Source organism: Escherichia sp. MOD1-EC5990 (assembly GCF_002965285.1).
Lineage (GTDB): Bacteria > Pseudomonadota > Gammaproteobacteria > Enterobacterales > Enterobacteriaceae > Escherichia > Escherichia coli_F.
In genome coordinates this window covers 117492-132866 of record NZ_PTRV01000007.1, presented here as the reverse complement: position 1 = coordinate 132866, position 15375 = coordinate 117492, and the positions used below count along the sequence as shown (strand labels likewise).

Genomic DNA, 15375 nt, shown 5'->3' with positions numbered 1-15375 from the left:
ACGGAATATGGAAAATCTTGCTCTGACGACGTTATTGCTGCCTTTTATCGGCGCACTGGTCGTTTCGTTTTCGCCACAACGTCGGGCCGCCGAATGGGGGATTTTGTTCGCCGCGCTGACCACGCTGTGCATGTTGTCGCTGATCTCCGCGTTTTATCAGGCCGATAAAGTTGCCGTCACGTTGACGTTGGTCAACGTGGGGGATGTGGCGTTGTTTGGCCTGGTCATTGATCGCGTGAGTACGCTGATTCTGTTTGTGGTGGTGTTCCTCGGTTTGCTGGTCACGATCTACTCCACGGGTTATCTGACGGATAAAAATCGCGAACACCCGCATAACGGCACGAATCGTTATTACGCATTTTTGCTGGTTTTTATCGGCGCGATGGCGGGACTGGTACTCTCCTCGACGCTGCTCGGTCAGTTGTTGTTTTTTGAAATTACGGGCGGCTGCTCCTGGGCATTGATCAGTTATTACCAGAGCGATAAAGCGCAACGTTCAGCACTAAAAGCGTTACTTATCACTCATATCGGTTCGCTGGGGTTGTATCTTGCCGCCGCCACGCTGTTTTTGCAGACCGGAACGTTTGCGCTTAGCGCGATGAGCGAGTTACACGGCGACGCACGTTATCTGGTTTATGGCGGCATCCTGTTTGCCGCGTGGGGAAAATCGGCCCAGCTACCGATGCAAGCGTGGCTACCGGATGCAATGGAAGCGCCAACACCGATCAGCGCCTATCTCCACGCCGCATCGATGGTGAAAGTGGGCGTTTACATTTTTGCCCGCGCCATTATCGACGGCGGCAATATCCCGCATGTGATTGGCGGCGTTGGCATGGTCATGGCACTGGTCACCATTCTTTACGGCTTTCTGATGTATTTGCCGCAGCAGGATATGAAGCGGTTGCTGGCCTGGTCGACCATCACTCAACTTGGCTGGATGTTCTTCGGCTTGTCGCTCTCCATCTTCGGCTCGCGGCTGGCACTGGAGGGCAGCATCGCCTACATCGTCAACCACGCGTTCGCTAAAAGCCTGTTTTTCCTTGTAGCAGGTGCGCTGAGTTACAGCTGCGGCACGCGCTTGTTGCCGCGTCTGCGTGGCGTATTGCACACCCTGCCGTTGCCAGGCGTGGGTTTCTGCGTGGCCGCGCTGGCGATTACTGGCGTGCCGCCGTTCAACGGCTTCTTCAGTAAATTCCCACTGTTTGCTGCCGGTTTTTCGTTGTCAGTGGAGTACTGGATCCTGCTGCCCGCCATGATTCTGCTGATGATTGAATCGGTCGCCAGTTTCGCCTGGTTTATTCGCTGGTTTGGTCGCGTCGTGCCTGGCAAACCGAGCGAAGCCGTCGCCGATGCCGCACCGCTGCCAGGATCAATGCGCCTGGTGTTGATTGTACTGATTGTGATGTCGCTGATTTCCAGCGTATTCGCCGCGACCTGGTTGCAGTAAGGAGATGATGAATGACCGGTTCTATGATCGTAAATAATCTGGCGGGACTGATGATGCTGACATCGCTGTTTGTGATTAGTGTCAAAAGCTATCGCCTGTCATGCGGATTTTACGCCTGCCAGTCGCTGGTGCTGGTGTCTATTTTCGCCACCCTCTCGTGCCTGTTCGCCGCAGAGCAACTGCTGATCTGGTCCGCCAGCGCCTTTATCACCAAAGTACTGATGGTACCGTTAATCATGATTTACGCTGCACGAAATATTCCCCAGAACCTCCCGGAAAAAGCGTTATTCGGTCCGGCAATGATGGCATTGCTCGCGGCATTAATTGTCCTGCTTTGCGCATTTGTCGTTCAGCCCGTGAAGCTACCGATGGCTACCGGGCTGAAACCGGCGCTGGCGGTGGCGTTAGGTCATTTTCTGCTTGGCCTGCTGTGCATTGTCAGCCAGCGCAATATCCTGCGGCAAATTTTTGGTTACTGCCTGATGGAAAACGGCTCCCATCTGGTGCTGGCGCTTCTTGCCTGGCGTGCACCGGAACTGGTGGAAATTGGTATCGCTACCGACGCCATCTTCGCCGTCATTGTGATGGTGTTACTGGCAAGAAAAATATGGCGTACCCACGGCACGCTGGACGTGAACAACTTGACCGCGCTGAAGGGATAATGAGATGAGTTATTCTGTGATGTTCGCTTTACTCCTGCTCACGCCGCTGCTTTTTTCGCTGCTCTGTTTTGCCTGCCGGAAACGGGGACACTCTGCGACTCGCACGGTGACAGTACTACATAGCTTAGGGATCACACTGCTGCTGATTCTGGCACTGTGGGTGGTCCAAACTGCCGCTGATGCGGGAGAAATATTCGCTGCGGGACTGTGGCTTCATATTGATGGTCTGGGCGGTTTGTTCCTCGCCATTCTTGGTGTGATTGGCTTTCTCACCGGTGTTTACTCGATTGGCTACATGCGTCATGAAGTGGCTCACGGCGAGCTTTCACCCGTTACGCTGTGCGATTACTACGGTTTCTTCCATCTGTTTTTGTTCACCATGCTGCTGGTTGTTACCAGCAATAACCTGATTGTGATGTGGGCGGCGATCGAAGCCACCACCTTAAGCTCGGCGTTTCTGGTAGGCATTTACGGTCAGCGTTCATCTCTGGAAGCTGCATGGAAGTACATCATTATTTGTACTGTTGGTGTCGCTTTTGGTCTGTTCGGTACCGTGCTGGTATACGCCAACGCCGCCAGCGTTATGCCGCAGGCAGAAATGGCGATATTCTGGAGCGAGGTTCTTAAGCAATCGTCCTTGCTTGACCCAACATTAATGCTGTTGGCCTTTGTGTTTGTGCTAATTGGCTTTGGCACCAAAACCGGGCTATTTCCCATGCACGCCTGGCTGCCGGATGCTCACAGTGAAGCGCCGAGTCCGGTCAGCGCCCTGCTCTCCGCCGTATTGCTGAACTGCGCGCTATTGGTGCTGATTCGCTATTACATCATTATTTGCCAGGCCATCGGCAGCGATTTCCCCAACCGGTTGTTGCTCATCTTCGGCATGTTGTCGGTTGCCGTGGCGGCATTTTTCATTCTGGTACAGCGGGACATTAAGCGTCTGCTGGCGTACTCCAGCGTGGAGAACATGGGACTGGTCGCGGTGGCGCTAGGCATTGGCGGGCCGCTGGGAATTTTTGCTGCGCTGCTGCACACCTTAAACCACAGTCTGGCAAAAACGCTGCTGTTCTGCGGTTCCGGCAATGTACTGCTCAAGTACGGCACACGCGATCTCAACGTCGTCTGCGGAATGCTCAAAATCATGCCATTTACCGCCGTGCTGTTTGGCGGCGGTGCGCTGGCGCTGGCCGGGATGCCGCCCTTCAATATTTTTCTTAGCGAATTTATGACCGTTACCGCCGGACTGGCTCGTAATCACCTGTTGATTATCGTCCTGCTGTTATTGCTGTTAACGCTGGTGCTGGCGGGCCTGGTACGGATGGCTGCGCGGGTATTAATGGCGAAACCGCCGCAGGCCGTTAACCGGGGTGAACTTGGCTGGTTGACCACCTCGCCAATGGTGATTCTGCTGGTCATGATGCTGGCGATGGGAACGCATATTCCACAACCTGTCATCAGGATCCTAGCGGGCGCTTCCACTATAGTCCTCTCAGGGACGCACGACCTGCCTGCACAACGTAGCACCTGGCATGATTTTTTGCCTTCAGGCACCGCATCTGTTTCGGAGAAACACAGTGAACGTTAATTCATCGTCAAATCGTGGCGAAGCGATTCTCGCCGCCCTGAAAACGCAGTTCCCCGGCGCGGTGCTGGATGAAGAGCGACAAACGCCTGAACAGGTCACCATTACGGTGAAAATAAATCTGCTGCCTGACGTTGTACATTATCTTTATTATCAACATGATGGCTGGCTTCCGGTCCTGTTTGGCAACGACGAGCGGACACTTAACGGTCATTACGCGGTTTATTATGCCCTTTCAATGGAAGGGGCCGAAAAATGCTGGATCGTGGTGAAGGCACTGGTCGATGCCGACAGTCGGGAGTTTCCGTCAGTCACACCGCGCGTCCCTGCCGCGGTCTGGGGCGAGCGAGAAATTCGCGATATGTACGGGCTGATTCCGGTTGGCCTGCCGGATCAGCGTCGCCTGGTGTTGCCCGATGACTGGCCGGAAGATATGCATCCGCTGCGCAAAGACGCGATGGATTATCGACTGCGCCCTGAACCGACGACTAATACCGAAACGTATCCGTTTATCAACGAGGGCAACAGCGATGCGCGGGTGATCCCTGTTGGCCCGCTGCATATCACCTCCGATGAACCAGGTCACTTCCGCTTGTTTGTGGATGGCGAGCAAATTGTCGATGCTGATTACCGCCTGTTTTATGTCCATCGCGGCATGGAGAAACTGGCGGAAACGCGGATGGGCTACAACGAAGTGACCTTCTTGTCGGACCGCGTGTGTGGGATTTGCGGTTTTGCCCACAGTGTGGCCTATACCAACTCGGTTGAAAATGCACTGGGGATTGAGGTGCCGCAACGAGCGCATACTATTCGCTCGATTCTGCTGGAAGTCGAACGGCTGCATAGTCATTTGCTCAACCTTGGCCTCTCCTGCCATTTTGTTGGTTTTGATACCGGTTTTATGCAATTTTTCCGCGTGCGGGAAAAGTCGATGACGATGGCGGAATTGCTGACCGGGTCGCGTAAAACCTACGGTCTGAATCTGATTGGTGGTGTTCGCCGCGATATTCTCAAAGAGCAACGTCTGCAAACGATGAAACTGGTGCGCGAGATGCGCGCCGACGTGTCGGAGCTGGTAGAGATGCTGCTTGCCACGCCGAATATGGAACAACGCACTCAGGGCATTGGCATTCTCGACCGACAAATCGCCCGTGATTATAGCCCCGTAGGGCCGCTGATCCGTGGCAGTGGTTTTGCCCGTGATTTGCGCTTTGATCACCCCTACGCCGACTACGGCAATATTCCCAAAACGCTGTTTACCTTTACCGGCGGCGATGTCTTCTCCCGCGTGATGGTCCGTGTCAAAGAGACGTTTGATTCGCTGGCAATGCTGGAATTTGCCCTCGACAACATGCCGGATACCCCACTGCTGACCGAAGGCTTTAGCTATAAACCTCACGCATTCGCGCTGGGCTTTGTTGAAGCGCCACGCGGTGAAGACGTGCACTGGAGCATGCTCGGTGATAACCAAAAATTGTTCCGCTGGCGCTGTCGTGCCGCCACCTACGCCAACTGGCCAGTGCTGCGTTACATGCTGCGCGGCAATACCGTTTCTGACGCACCGCTGATTATCGGTAGCCTTGATCCCTGCTACTCCTGTACCGACCGTGTGACGCTGGTTGATGTGCGCAAGCGCCAGTCAAAAACCGTGCCGTATAAAGAGATCGAACGCTACGGCATTGATCGTAACCGTTCGCCGCTGAAGTAAGGACAGAAAATGCTGAAGTTACTGAAAACTATTATGCGCGCCGGAACCGCGACGGTGAAATATCCCTTCGCGCCACTGGAGGTCAGCCCAGGCTTTCGCGGGAAACCGGACCTGATGCCCAGCCAATGTATTGCCTGCGGTGCCTGCGCCTGTGCTTGTCCGGCAAATGCGCTGACTATCCAGACCGACGACCAGCAAAATACGCGCACCTGGCAGCTCTATCTGGGGCGTTGTATTTACTGCGGACGTTGTGAAGAAGTGTGCCCGACCAGAGCCATTCAGCTTACCAATAACTTTGAACTGACCGTCACCAATAAAGCCGATCTCTATACCCGCGCGACGTTCCATCTACAACGTTGCAGCCGTTGCGAACGCCCGTTTGCCCCGCAAAAAACCGTCGCACTGGCTGCAGAACTGTTGGCACAGCAACAAAATGCACCACAAAACCGCGAAATGTTGTGGGCACAAGCGAGCGTCTGCCCGGAATGCAAACAACGCGCGACGCTGATCAACGACGACACAGATGAACCGCTGGTGGCTAAGGAGCAGCTATGAGTCCAGTGCTTACGCAACATGTCAGCCAGCCCATCACGCTGGACGAACAAACGCAAAAGATGAAGCAGCATTTGCTACAGGATATCCGTCGCTCGGCCTACGTTTATCGCGTCGATTGCGGCGGCTGCAACGCCTGCGAAATCGAAATTTTTGCCGCCATCACACCAGTATTCGACGCAGAACGTTTTGGCATTAAGGTTGTTTCATCACCGCGTCACGCCGATATTTTGTTATTTACTGGCGCAGTCACCCGGGCGATGCGTATGCCTGCACTTCGGGCATATGAGTCTGCCCCCGATCATAAAATCTGTGTTTCCTACGGCGCGTGCGGTGTCGGCGGCGGTATTTTCCACGATCTTTACAGCGTCTGGGGCGGCAGCGACACCATTGTCCCCATTGATGTTTGGATCCCCGGCTGCCCGCCAACACCGGCCGCCACCATTCACGGTTTCGCCGTGGCGCTCGGTTTGCTACAACAGAAGATTCACGCGGTGGATTATCGCGATCCCACCGGGGTGACCATGCAACCGCTGTGGCCGCAGAGCCCGCCATCACAGCGTATCGCCATTGAGCGAGAAGCGAGGCGGCTGGCGGGCTATCGTCAGGGGCGAGAAATTTGCGATCGGCTCCTGCGCCATTTAAGCGACGATCCTACAGGAAATCGGGTTAACACCTGGTTGCGCGAAGCCGACGATCCGCGTCTCAATAGTATCGTTCAGCAACTCTTTCGCGTTCTCCGGGGGTTACATGGCTGAGGAGTGCGGGGAAATTGTTTTCTGGACGCTGCGAAAAAAATTTATCGCCAGTAGCGACGAGATGCCGGAACACAGCTCCCAGGTAATGTATTACTCGTTGGCTATCGGTCATCACGTTGGCGTGATTGATTGTCTGAATGTCGCCTTCCGCTGCCCACAGACGGAATACGAAGATTGGCTTGCACAGGTCGAAGAGGAGCAAGCCCGACGTAAGATGCTGGGGGTGATGACCTTTGGTGAGATTGTTATTGACGCCAGCCACACCGCCCTGTTGACCCGGGCATTCGCGCCACTGGCAGATGACGCGACGTCTGTGTGGCAGGCGCGTAGCATTCAATTCATTCATCTGTTGGATGAAATTGTGCAGGAACCGTCCATCTATCTGATGGCCAGAAAAATTGCGTGAGAAGGATTTCTCATTAATAAGGACTGTTGATGGCTATGTCAGACGAGGCGATGTTTGCCCCGCCACAAGGAATAACAATTGAAGCGGTAAACGGAATGCTCGCGGAGCGGTTAGCGCAGAAACACGGCAAGGCGTCTTTATTACGCGCCTTCATCCCGCTGCCGCCGCCGTTCAGCCCGGTACAACTTATTGAACTGCATGTTCTCAAAAGCAACTTCTATTACCGCTACCATGATGATGGCAGCGATGTGACGGCAACAACAGAGTATCAGGGCGAGATGGTCGATTATTCGCGCCACGCCGTCCTTCTCGGCAGTAGTGGAATGGCGGAGCTACGCTTTATTCGCACCCACGGCAGTCGTTTTACTCCCCAGGATTGCACACTGTTTAACTGGCTGGCACACATAATCACTCCGGTTCTGCAATCATGGCTCAATGATGAAGAACAGCAGGTGGCGCTGCGTTTGCTGGAGAAAGATCGCGATCATCATCGGGTACTGGTGGATATCACTAATGCAGTGTTGTCACATCTTGATCTCGACGATCTGATCGCTGACGTCGCTCGTGAGATCCATCATTTTTTCGGTCTGGCTTCAGTCAGTATGGTACTGGGCGATCATCGAAAGAACGAGAAGTTCAGCCTGTGGTGCAGCGATCTTTCTGCCTCACATTGTGCGTGTCTGCCACGCTGTATGCCTGGCGAAAGTGTATTGCTGACACAAACGCTACAAACCCGACAACCGACCTTGACGCACCGTGCAGACGATCTGTTTCTCTGGCAACGCGACCCGTTATTACACTTACTTGCATCTAACGGCTGCGAATCTGCGCTCCTTATACCGCTTACCTTTGGCAACCATACACCGGGTGCATTGTTGCTGGCGCATACCTCTCCCACTCTCTTTAGTGAGGAAAACTGCCAGCTACTACAACATATTGCCGATCGCATCGCTATTGCCGTTGGTAATGCTGATGCCTGGCGCAGCATGACCGATTTGCAGGAAAGTTTACAGCAAGAAAATCACCAGCTTAGCGAGCAGCTCCTTTCGAATCTGGGCGTTGGTGACATTATCTATCAAAGCCAGGCAATGGAAGATTTACTCCAGCAGGTAGATATTGTGGCGAAGAGCGACAGTACGGTGTTGATTTGTGGTGAAACCGGAACCGGCAAAGAGGTGATCGCCAGGGCGATCCATCAACTGAGCCCGCGACGCGACAAGCCGCTGGTCAAAATCAACTGCGCCGCTATCCCCGCCAGTCTTCTGGAAAGTGAGTTATTCGGTCACGACAAAGGGGCATTTACTGGCGCGATTAACACTCATCGTGGTCGTTTTGAAATTGCCGATGGCGGCACGTTATTTCTCGATGAAATTGGCGATCTGCCGTTAGAACTTCAGCCCAAACTGCTACGCGTATTACAGGAGCGGGAAATTGAGCGTCTCGGTGGGAGTAGAACGATCCCGGTGAATGTCAGAGTCATTGCCGCCACCAACCGTGATTTGTGGCAAATGGTTGAAGATCGCCAGTTTCGCAGCGATCTCTTTTATCGACTTAACGTCTTTCCACTGGAATTGCCGCCGCTACGCGACCGTCCGGAAGATATCCCTCTTTTAGCAAAACATTTTACACAAAAAATGGCTCGCCATATGAATCGCACAATTGATGCCATTCCAACAGAAGCGCTACGCCAGTTGATGTCGTGGGACTGGCCGGGCAACGTGCGCGAGCTGGAAAACGTGATTGAGCGAGCGGTATTACTGACTCGCGGTAACAGTCTGAATTTACATCTTAATGTCCGCCAAAGCCGTTTACTGCCAACGTTAAATGAAAATTCGGCGCTTCGCCGTTCAATGGCGCAGTTGCTGAACCCGACGACGCCAGAAAACGACGAAGAAGAACGTCAGCGCATTGTTCAGGTATTGCGAGAAACCAATGGCATTGTTGCCGGGCCCCGTGGCGCGGCGACGCGATTAGGGATGAAGCGCACCACGCTGCTGTCACGAATGCAGCGGCTGGGGATCTCGGTTCGCGAGGTGTTGTAATCTGTTTTTGCAGGAGTATGCATGAGAAACAAACTCTCTTTCGACTTGCAGTTGAGCGCCAGAAAAGCGGCAATCGCTGAACGGATTGCCGCCCATAAAATTGCCCGCAGCAAAGTGTCGGTCTTTTTAATGGCGATGTCCGCAGGCGTGTTTATGGCGATCGGATTTACTTTTTACCTTACCGTTATCGCCGATGCCCCGTCTTCACAGGCATTAACCCATCTGGTGGGTGGCCTTTGCTTTACACTCGGCTTTATTTTGCTGGCGGTTTGCGGCACCAGCCTGTTCACCTCGTCGGTAATAACGGTGATGGCAAAAAGTCGGGGCGTTATTAGCTTGCGAACATGGCTGATTAATGCACTTCTGGTGGCCTGCGGTAATCTGGCAGGTATTGCCTGTTTCAGTTTGTTAATCTGGTTTTCCGGGCTGGTGATGAGTGAAAACGCGATGTGGGGAGTCGCGGTTTTACACTGCGCCGAGGGCAAAATGCATCATACATTTACTGAATCAGTCAGCCTCGGCATTATGTGCAATCTGATGGTTTGTCTGGCGCTGTGGATGAGTTATTGCGGACGTTCATTATGCGACAAAATCGTCGCCATGATTTTGCCCATCACCCTGTTTGTCGCCAGTGGCTTTGAGCACTGTATCGCCAATTTGTTTGTGATTCCGTTCGCCATTGCCATTCGCCATTTCGCCCCTACCTCCTTCTGGCAACTGGCGCACAGTAGCGCAGACAATTTTCCGGCACTGACGGTCAGCCATTTTATTACCGCCAATCTGCTCCCGGTGATGCTGGGTAATATTATCGGCGGTGCAGTGCTGGTGAGTATTTGTTATCGGGCTATTTATTTACGTCAGGAACCCTAAAAATCAGCCCGGCGAAACAGTTCGTCGGGCTGAAGATTATTCTTGCGCGATTTGCCCATCGGGCCAGGCGTGAATCACGGCTTTGATCAGCGTCGCCAATGGAATGGCGAAGAATACGCCCCAGAATCCCCACAAACCACCGAAGATCACTACTGATAAAATAATGACCAGCGGATGCAGGTTAACCGCTTCGGAGAACAACACAGGTACTAACAGGTTGCCGTCCAGCGCCTGAATGATCAGATACACCGCGAAGCAGCTCCAGAATTCCGTGCCAGCACCAAACTGGAATAGCGCCACGCCAACCACCGGAATGGTCACCACAAATGCACCAATGTACGGAATAAGTACCGAGAAGCCGACCAGCACCGCCAGCAGCAGCGAATAGTTCAGCCCGAAGAGTAAGAATCCCAGCCAGGTGGCAATCCCCACCACGATCATCTCCAGCACTTTGCCGCGGATATAGTTGGTGATTTGTTGATTCATCTCCTTCCACACCTGTCCTGCCAGACCACGGTTACGCGGCAGCACCCGGCGAACGGCGTTCAACATTTGCTCTTTGTCTTTCAGCAGGAAGAAGACCATCAATGGCACCAGCACCAGATAGACGGCAATGGTCAGCAAACCGACCAGCGAGGCGAGGGAAATTTTCACCACCGAATCGCCCATGGTGAGCATTCGGCTGCGCATATTTTCGGCCATTGCATCAATAATCCCCGCATCCATCAACGCCGGATAGCGGCGCGGCAACGTGGCGGCAAAATCAGAGAGCTTATTGAGCATCCCCGGCATATCGCGAATTAAGTAGATGCCCTGTTGCCAGGCGATAGGCATTACCACGAACGCCATCAATAGCAATATACCGACGAAAACCACCAATACAATCGACGTCGCCCAGCGGCGGGAGCAGCCAATAGATTGCAGGCGCACGGTTGGCCATTCCAGCAAATAGGCCAGCACAATAGCCACCAACAGCGGAGCAAGCAGGCCACTAAAGAAAAAAATAATGCCAAATCCGGCAACTAAAATAACCAGCAAGGCAATCGCTTCCGGGTCGCTAAAACGGCGGCGATACCATTGCATCAACATTTCGAGCATAAAGACCTTCCCTGAACCTCAAGAGCGGGATTGCGATCCGCAATTGTATCGAAATGTCACAAAAAAGACTTCGCTTTTTATGACGAATTCAGGAAACTGAAAAGTCATTTGAGTGGACTAATCTTCGCCGTTACACTCAAAGGCGGCGCGGTGGGAACGATATTTCACAGTATCGGTCAAATGACTATCTCCAGAAACACAGGACAGAGGTTATGTTCAGGCAGTTGAAAAAAAACCTGGTTGCTACCCTCATTGCTGCCATGACCATTGGTCAGGTAGCCCCGGCGTTTGCCGATAGTGCAGACACCTTGCCGGATATGGGAACCTCCGCAGGAAGCACGCTTTCCATTGGTCAGGAAATGCAGATGGGCGACTATTATGTCCGCCAGCTACGCGGCAGCGCGCCGTTAATTAATGATCCACTATTAACGCAGTACATTAATTCACTAGGAATGCGTCTGGTTTCGCATGCCAATTCGGTTAAGACACCGTTTCATTTTTTTCTGATCAACAACGACGAAATTAACGCCTTTGCTTTCTTTGGCGGCAACGTGGTGCTGCACTCTGCCCTGTTCCGTTATTCCGATAACGAAAGCCAACTGGCTTCAGTTATGGCGCACGAAATCTCCCACGTCACCCAACGTCACCTGGCGCGAGCGATGGAAGATCAACAGCGCAGCGCGCCGCTGACCTGGGTCGGCGCGTTAGGTTCTATTTTACTGGCGATGGCCAGTCCGCAGGCGGGGATGGCAGCGCTGACCGGTACACTGGCGGGAACGCGCCAGGGGATGATCAGCTTCACCCAGCAAAATGAACAGGAAGCGGATCGCATTGGTATTCAGGTGCTGCAACGCTCAGGATTCGATCCGCAGGCGATGCCAACCTTCCTCGAAAAATTGCTCGATCAGGCGCGTTACTCCTCGCGTCCGCCGGAAATTTTATTGACTCACCCGTTGCCGGAAAGCCGTCTGGCGGATGCCCGTAACCGTGCCAATCAAATGCGTCCGATGGTGGTGCAATCGTCAGAAGATTTCTATCTGGCAAAAGCGCGTACGCTGGGGATGTACAATTCTGGACATAATCAGCTCACCAGTGATTTGCTGGATGAATGGGCAAAAGGAAACGTTCGTCAGCAACGGGCCGCGCAATATGGTCGCGCTTTGCAGGCAATGGAAGCCAATAAATACGATGAGGCGCGAAAAACGCTGCAACCGTTACTGGCGGCTGAACCAGGCAACGCGTGGTATCTCGATCTGGCTACCGATATCGATCTTGGGCAAAACAAAGCCAATGACGCTATCAATCGCCTGAAAAATGCCCGCGATTTGCGCACCAATCCGGTGTTGCAGCTCAACCTGGCGAACGCTTATCTGCAAGGGGGGCAACCACAGGAAGCGGCCAATATTCTGAATCGCTACACTTTTAACAATAAAGATGACAGCAACGGCTGGGATTTACTGGCACAGGCGGAAGCCGCACTAAATAACCGCGATCAGGAACTGGCTGCGCGAGCAGAAGGTTATGCGCTCGCCGGGCGACTCGATCAGGCCATTTCCTTGTTGAGTAGCGCCAGTTCTCAGGTGAAATTAGGCAGCCTGCAACAAGCGCGTTACGATGCGCGCATCGACCAGTTGCGCCAGCTGCAGGAACGCTTTAAGCCTTATACCAAGATGTAATTCGCATTAAAGGAAGAACCATGACCAAACAGGTAAAAATCTACCATAACCCACGCTGTTCAAAGAGCCGGGAAACGCTGAACCTGCTGAAAGAAAACGGCGTGGAGCCAGAAGTGGTGCTCTACCTTGAGACACCCGCCGATGCGGCAACGCTGCGCGATTTGCTGAAAATGCTGGGAATGAATAGCGCTCGTGAATTGATGCGCCAGAAAGAGGATCTTTATAAAGAACTGAACCTGGCTGACAGTTCGCTTAGCGAAGAGGCGCTGATTCAGGCAATGGTGGATAATCCGAAGCTAATGGAGCGCCCGATTGTGGTCGCGAATGGCAAAGCGCGAATTGGTCGTCCACCGGAGCAGGTGCTGGAAATCGTGGGTTAAGAAGTGCTCCATCGCTAGTTGAAGCACATTGCCGGATGCGACGCTTGCCGCGTCTTATCCGGCCGACGAATACTATGGGTGCGCATCCGACAATAAACGTCTTGTCTACAGTTTCAGAATCTCTTTCACAAACGGAATGGTCAGCTTACGTTGCGCGGTAATCGACGCACGATCCAGCTGATCCAACGTCATAAATAACGTGCGCATCTCTCTGTCGAGCCGCTTCAGCAAGAAACGCCCCACATCTTCCGGCAGTTCAAAACCACGCAAACGCGCGCGTAACTGTAGCGCCTGCAACTTATCTTCATCAGAAAGAGGCTGCAATTTGTAGATCTGCCCCCAGTCGAGTCGCGACGCGAGATCCGGTAATCCCAGATTCAACTGCCGCGGTGGACGATCGCCGGTGATTAACAACCGTGTTTTACCCGATTCCAGAATTCGATTGTAGAGATCGAAAATCGCCATCTCCCACAACTCATCGCCTGCAATACACTCAATGTTGTCGATACAGACCAGCGACAAATGCTCCATACCGTCGAGCACTTCCGGAACAAACCAGGTGCGTTTATCCAGCGGGACATAGCCCACCGCATCGCCACGCTGCGACAATTCTGCGCAAGCCGCGTGCAGCAGATGGCTGCGCCCCGCGCCTTCGCGTGCCCAGAGATAGATGTAACCGCTATGTTCCTGACGCAGCACGTTTTGCAGCGCGGCCAGTAAAGAGGAGTTATCCCCCGGCCAGAAACTTGCAAAGGTTTCGTCGTCAGGAAGATAAAGTGGCAAAGAGAGCTGTGCCGGTGTGTTCAGAGATACCTCAACCAGGATTTCACAAAATCGCGAGAAGTTTACCACAGAATCCCATGATGTTTGAACCGGGCAGCAACACTGCCCGGTCGGTACATTATTTGTCTGTTATATCCGCGTCTTCTGCGTCCAGCACCACTTCTTCAGGGCGCAGCACACTAATCAGTTTGAAGATCAAACTTAAGCCGATACCGACGATGGTCGCCAGCGCCATACCTTTCAGCTCCGCCGCGCCGATGTTTACCTTCGCGCCACTGACACCGATGATCAAAATGACAGAAGTCAGGATCAGGTTCTGTGCTTTGTTGTAATCCACTTTCGATTCGATCAAAACACGAATACCGGAAGCACCGATAACACCATAAAGCAGCAGCGAAACGCCGCCCATCACCGGCAATGGGATCATCTGGATAGCAGCAGCCAGTTTACCGACGCAAGAAAGCAGGATAGCGAAAATCGCCGCCCCGCCGATAACCCAGGTACTGTAAACACGGGTGATCGCCATCACGCCAATGTTTTCCCCGTAGGTAGTATTTGGCGTGGAGCCAAAGAAGCCGGAGATCACGGTCGACAAGCCGTTAGCAAACATCGAACGGTGCAGACCTGGATCGCGCAGCAGATCTTTTTTGACGATATTAGCCGTTACCACCAGGTGCCCTACGTGTTCGGCAATAACCACTAACGCCGCTGGCAGAATAGTCAGAATGGCAAACCACTCGAAGCGCGGCGTATAGAGAGTTGGCAGCGCAAATCAGTGAGCATTAATAATCGGCGTGGTATCGACAATTCCCATTGCGAAAGAGAGCGCGTAGCCCACCAGCACGCCAATTAAAATCGGGATAATTGCCAGGAAACCACGAAACAGCACGGAACCTAAAACCGTGACTGCCAGCGTGGTAATGGAGATGATGATGGTTTTGGAGTCTGGCGTTTGCCCTTCAGCCGGGAGTAAACCTGCCATACCGGCAGCTACGCCCGCCAACTCCAGACCGATGACGGCAACGATTGCGCCCATTGCCGCAGGTGGAAACAGCACGTCCAGCCAGCCGGTCCCCGCTTTCTTCACGATAAAAGAAACCAGGCAGAACAGCACGCCGCACATAATAAAGCCGCCCAGCGCGACTTCATACCCTAACGGCAACAGTAACAATACCGGTGAAATAAAGGCAAAGCTGGAACCAAGATAAGCCGGGATTTTCCCTTTACAGATGAAGAGATACAGCAGCGTTCCTATACCGTTAAATAACAGTACTGTCGCCGGGTTAATATGAAATAAGACGGGCACCAGGACGGTTGCACCAAACATGGCGAACAAATGTTGCAAACTAAGCGGGATTGTCTGTAAAAGTGGCGGTCTTTCACTCACCCCGATAGCACGGCGCGTCATAGT

The 15375-nt window shown here is 53.2% G+C and carries 13 protein-coding genes and 1 pseudogene; 11 read left to right on the top strand and 3 right to left on the bottom strand.

The window, feature by feature from the left end; all coding sequences use genetic code 11:
- Positions 1 to 7 precede the first annotated feature (7 nt).
- From hyfD to focB, 9 genes are read left to right on the top strand one after another with little or no spacing between them, the layout of a single operon-like run.
- Entirely contained in the window at positions 8 to 1447 is a 1440-nt protein-coding gene (gene hyfD, locus BEB42_RS10680) for a hydrogenase 4 subunit HyfD (protein ID WP_000429082.1), read from the top strand.
- An 11-nt stretch (positions 1448 to 1458) separates the two neighbouring features.
- The gene (hyfE, locus tag BEB42_RS10675) at positions 1459 to 2109 is read left to right on the top strand and encodes a hydrogenase 4 membrane subunit (RefSeq protein ID WP_000147995.1); all 651 of its coding nucleotides are present in this window, start codon (positions 1459 to 1461) and stop codon (positions 2107 to 2109) included.
- Between the two features lie 4 nt (positions 2110 to 2113).
- Positions 2114 to 3694 carry a hydrogenase 4 subunit F gene (gene hyfF, locus BEB42_RS10670; RefSeq protein ID WP_000122523.1) on the top strand — a complete coding sequence of 527 codons (1581 nt, stop codon included), beginning with the start codon at positions 2114 to 2116 and terminating at the stop codon, positions 3692 to 3694.
- The gene (gene hyfG / locus BEB42_RS10665; RefSeq protein ID WP_105267363.1) at positions 3684 to 5399 is read left to right on the top strand and encodes a hydrogenase 4 catalytic subunit HyfG; all 1716 of its coding nucleotides are present in this window, start codon (positions 3684 to 3686) and stop codon (positions 5397 to 5399) included. Before hyfF ends, hyfG begins: the two co-directional genes overlap by 11 nt.
- Before the next feature lie 9 nt (positions 5400 to 5408).
- Positions 5409 to 5954 (top strand): hydrogenase 4 subunit H, encoded by a 546-nt coding sequence (hyfH, locus tag BEB42_RS10660; RefSeq protein WP_000916074.1) that lies wholly within the window; start codon positions 5409 to 5411, stop codon positions 5952 to 5954.
- Positions 5951 to 6709 (top strand): hydrogenase 4 catalytic subunit HyfI, encoded by a 759-nt coding sequence (hyfI, locus tag BEB42_RS10655; RefSeq protein WP_000075548.1) that lies wholly within the window; start codon positions 5951 to 5953, stop codon positions 6707 to 6709. The genes hyfH and hyfI overlap by 4 nt, the downstream gene beginning before the upstream one ends.
- Positions 6702 to 7115 (top strand): hydrogenase 4 assembly chaperone HyfJ, encoded by a 414-nt coding sequence (gene hyfJ / locus BEB42_RS10650; RefSeq protein ID WP_000796784.1) that lies wholly within the window; start codon positions 6702 to 6704, stop codon positions 7113 to 7115. The genes hyfI and hyfJ overlap by 8 nt, the downstream gene beginning before the upstream one ends.
- 29 nt (positions 7116 to 7144) lie before the next feature.
- Entirely contained in the window at positions 7145 to 9157 is a 2013-nt protein-coding gene (hyfR, locus tag BEB42_RS10645) for a DNA-binding transcriptional regulator HyfR (RefSeq protein WP_001251517.1), read from the top strand.
- 21 nt (positions 9158 to 9178) lie between these two features.
- Positions 9179 to 10027 carry a formate transporter FocB gene (focB, locus tag BEB42_RS10640; RefSeq protein WP_001244752.1) on the top strand — a complete coding sequence of 283 codons (849 nt, stop codon included), beginning with the start codon at positions 9179 to 9181 and terminating at the stop codon, positions 10025 to 10027.
- A 36-nt stretch (positions 10028 to 10063) separates the two neighbouring features.
- Here the strand turns inward: focB and BEB42_RS10635 are convergent, their stop codons facing one another.
- Positions 10064 to 11125 carry an AI-2E family transporter gene (locus BEB42_RS10635; protein WP_000892051.1) on the bottom strand — a complete coding sequence of 354 codons (1062 nt, stop codon included), beginning with the start codon at positions 11123 to 11125 and terminating at the stop codon, positions 10064 to 10066.
- A gap of 212 nt (positions 11126 to 11337) precedes the next feature.
- Between BEB42_RS10635 and bepA the strand changes: the two genes are divergently transcribed.
- Positions 11338 to 12801, top strand: a complete 1464-nt coding sequence (gene bepA, locus BEB42_RS10625) for a beta-barrel assembly-enhancing protease (RefSeq protein ID WP_000489661.1) — start codon at positions 11338 to 11340, stop codon at positions 12799 to 12801.
- A gap of 20 nt (positions 12802 to 12821) precedes the next feature.
- Positions 12822 to 13181, top strand: coding sequence for an arsenate reductase (glutaredoxin) (gene arsC, locus BEB42_RS10620; protein WP_000166449.1), 360 nt, complete (start codon positions 12822 to 12824; stop codon positions 13179 to 13181).
- A 105-nt stretch (positions 13182 to 13286) separates the two neighbouring features.
- On the opposite strand, the gene BEB42_RS10615 is transcribed toward arsC, so the two are convergent.
- Both BEB42_RS10615 and uraA read right to left on the bottom strand, forming a co-directional pair.
- Positions 13287 to 13988, bottom strand: a complete 702-nt coding sequence (locus tag BEB42_RS10615; RefSeq protein WP_001307333.1) for a DnaA inactivator Hda — start codon at positions 13986 to 13988, stop codon at positions 13287 to 13289.
- Between the two features lie 94 nt (positions 13989 to 14082).
- Positions 14083 to 15372: pseudogene (uraA, locus tag BEB42_RS10610) on the bottom strand (uracil permease).
- Positions 15373 to 15375: the final 3 nt, after the last annotated feature.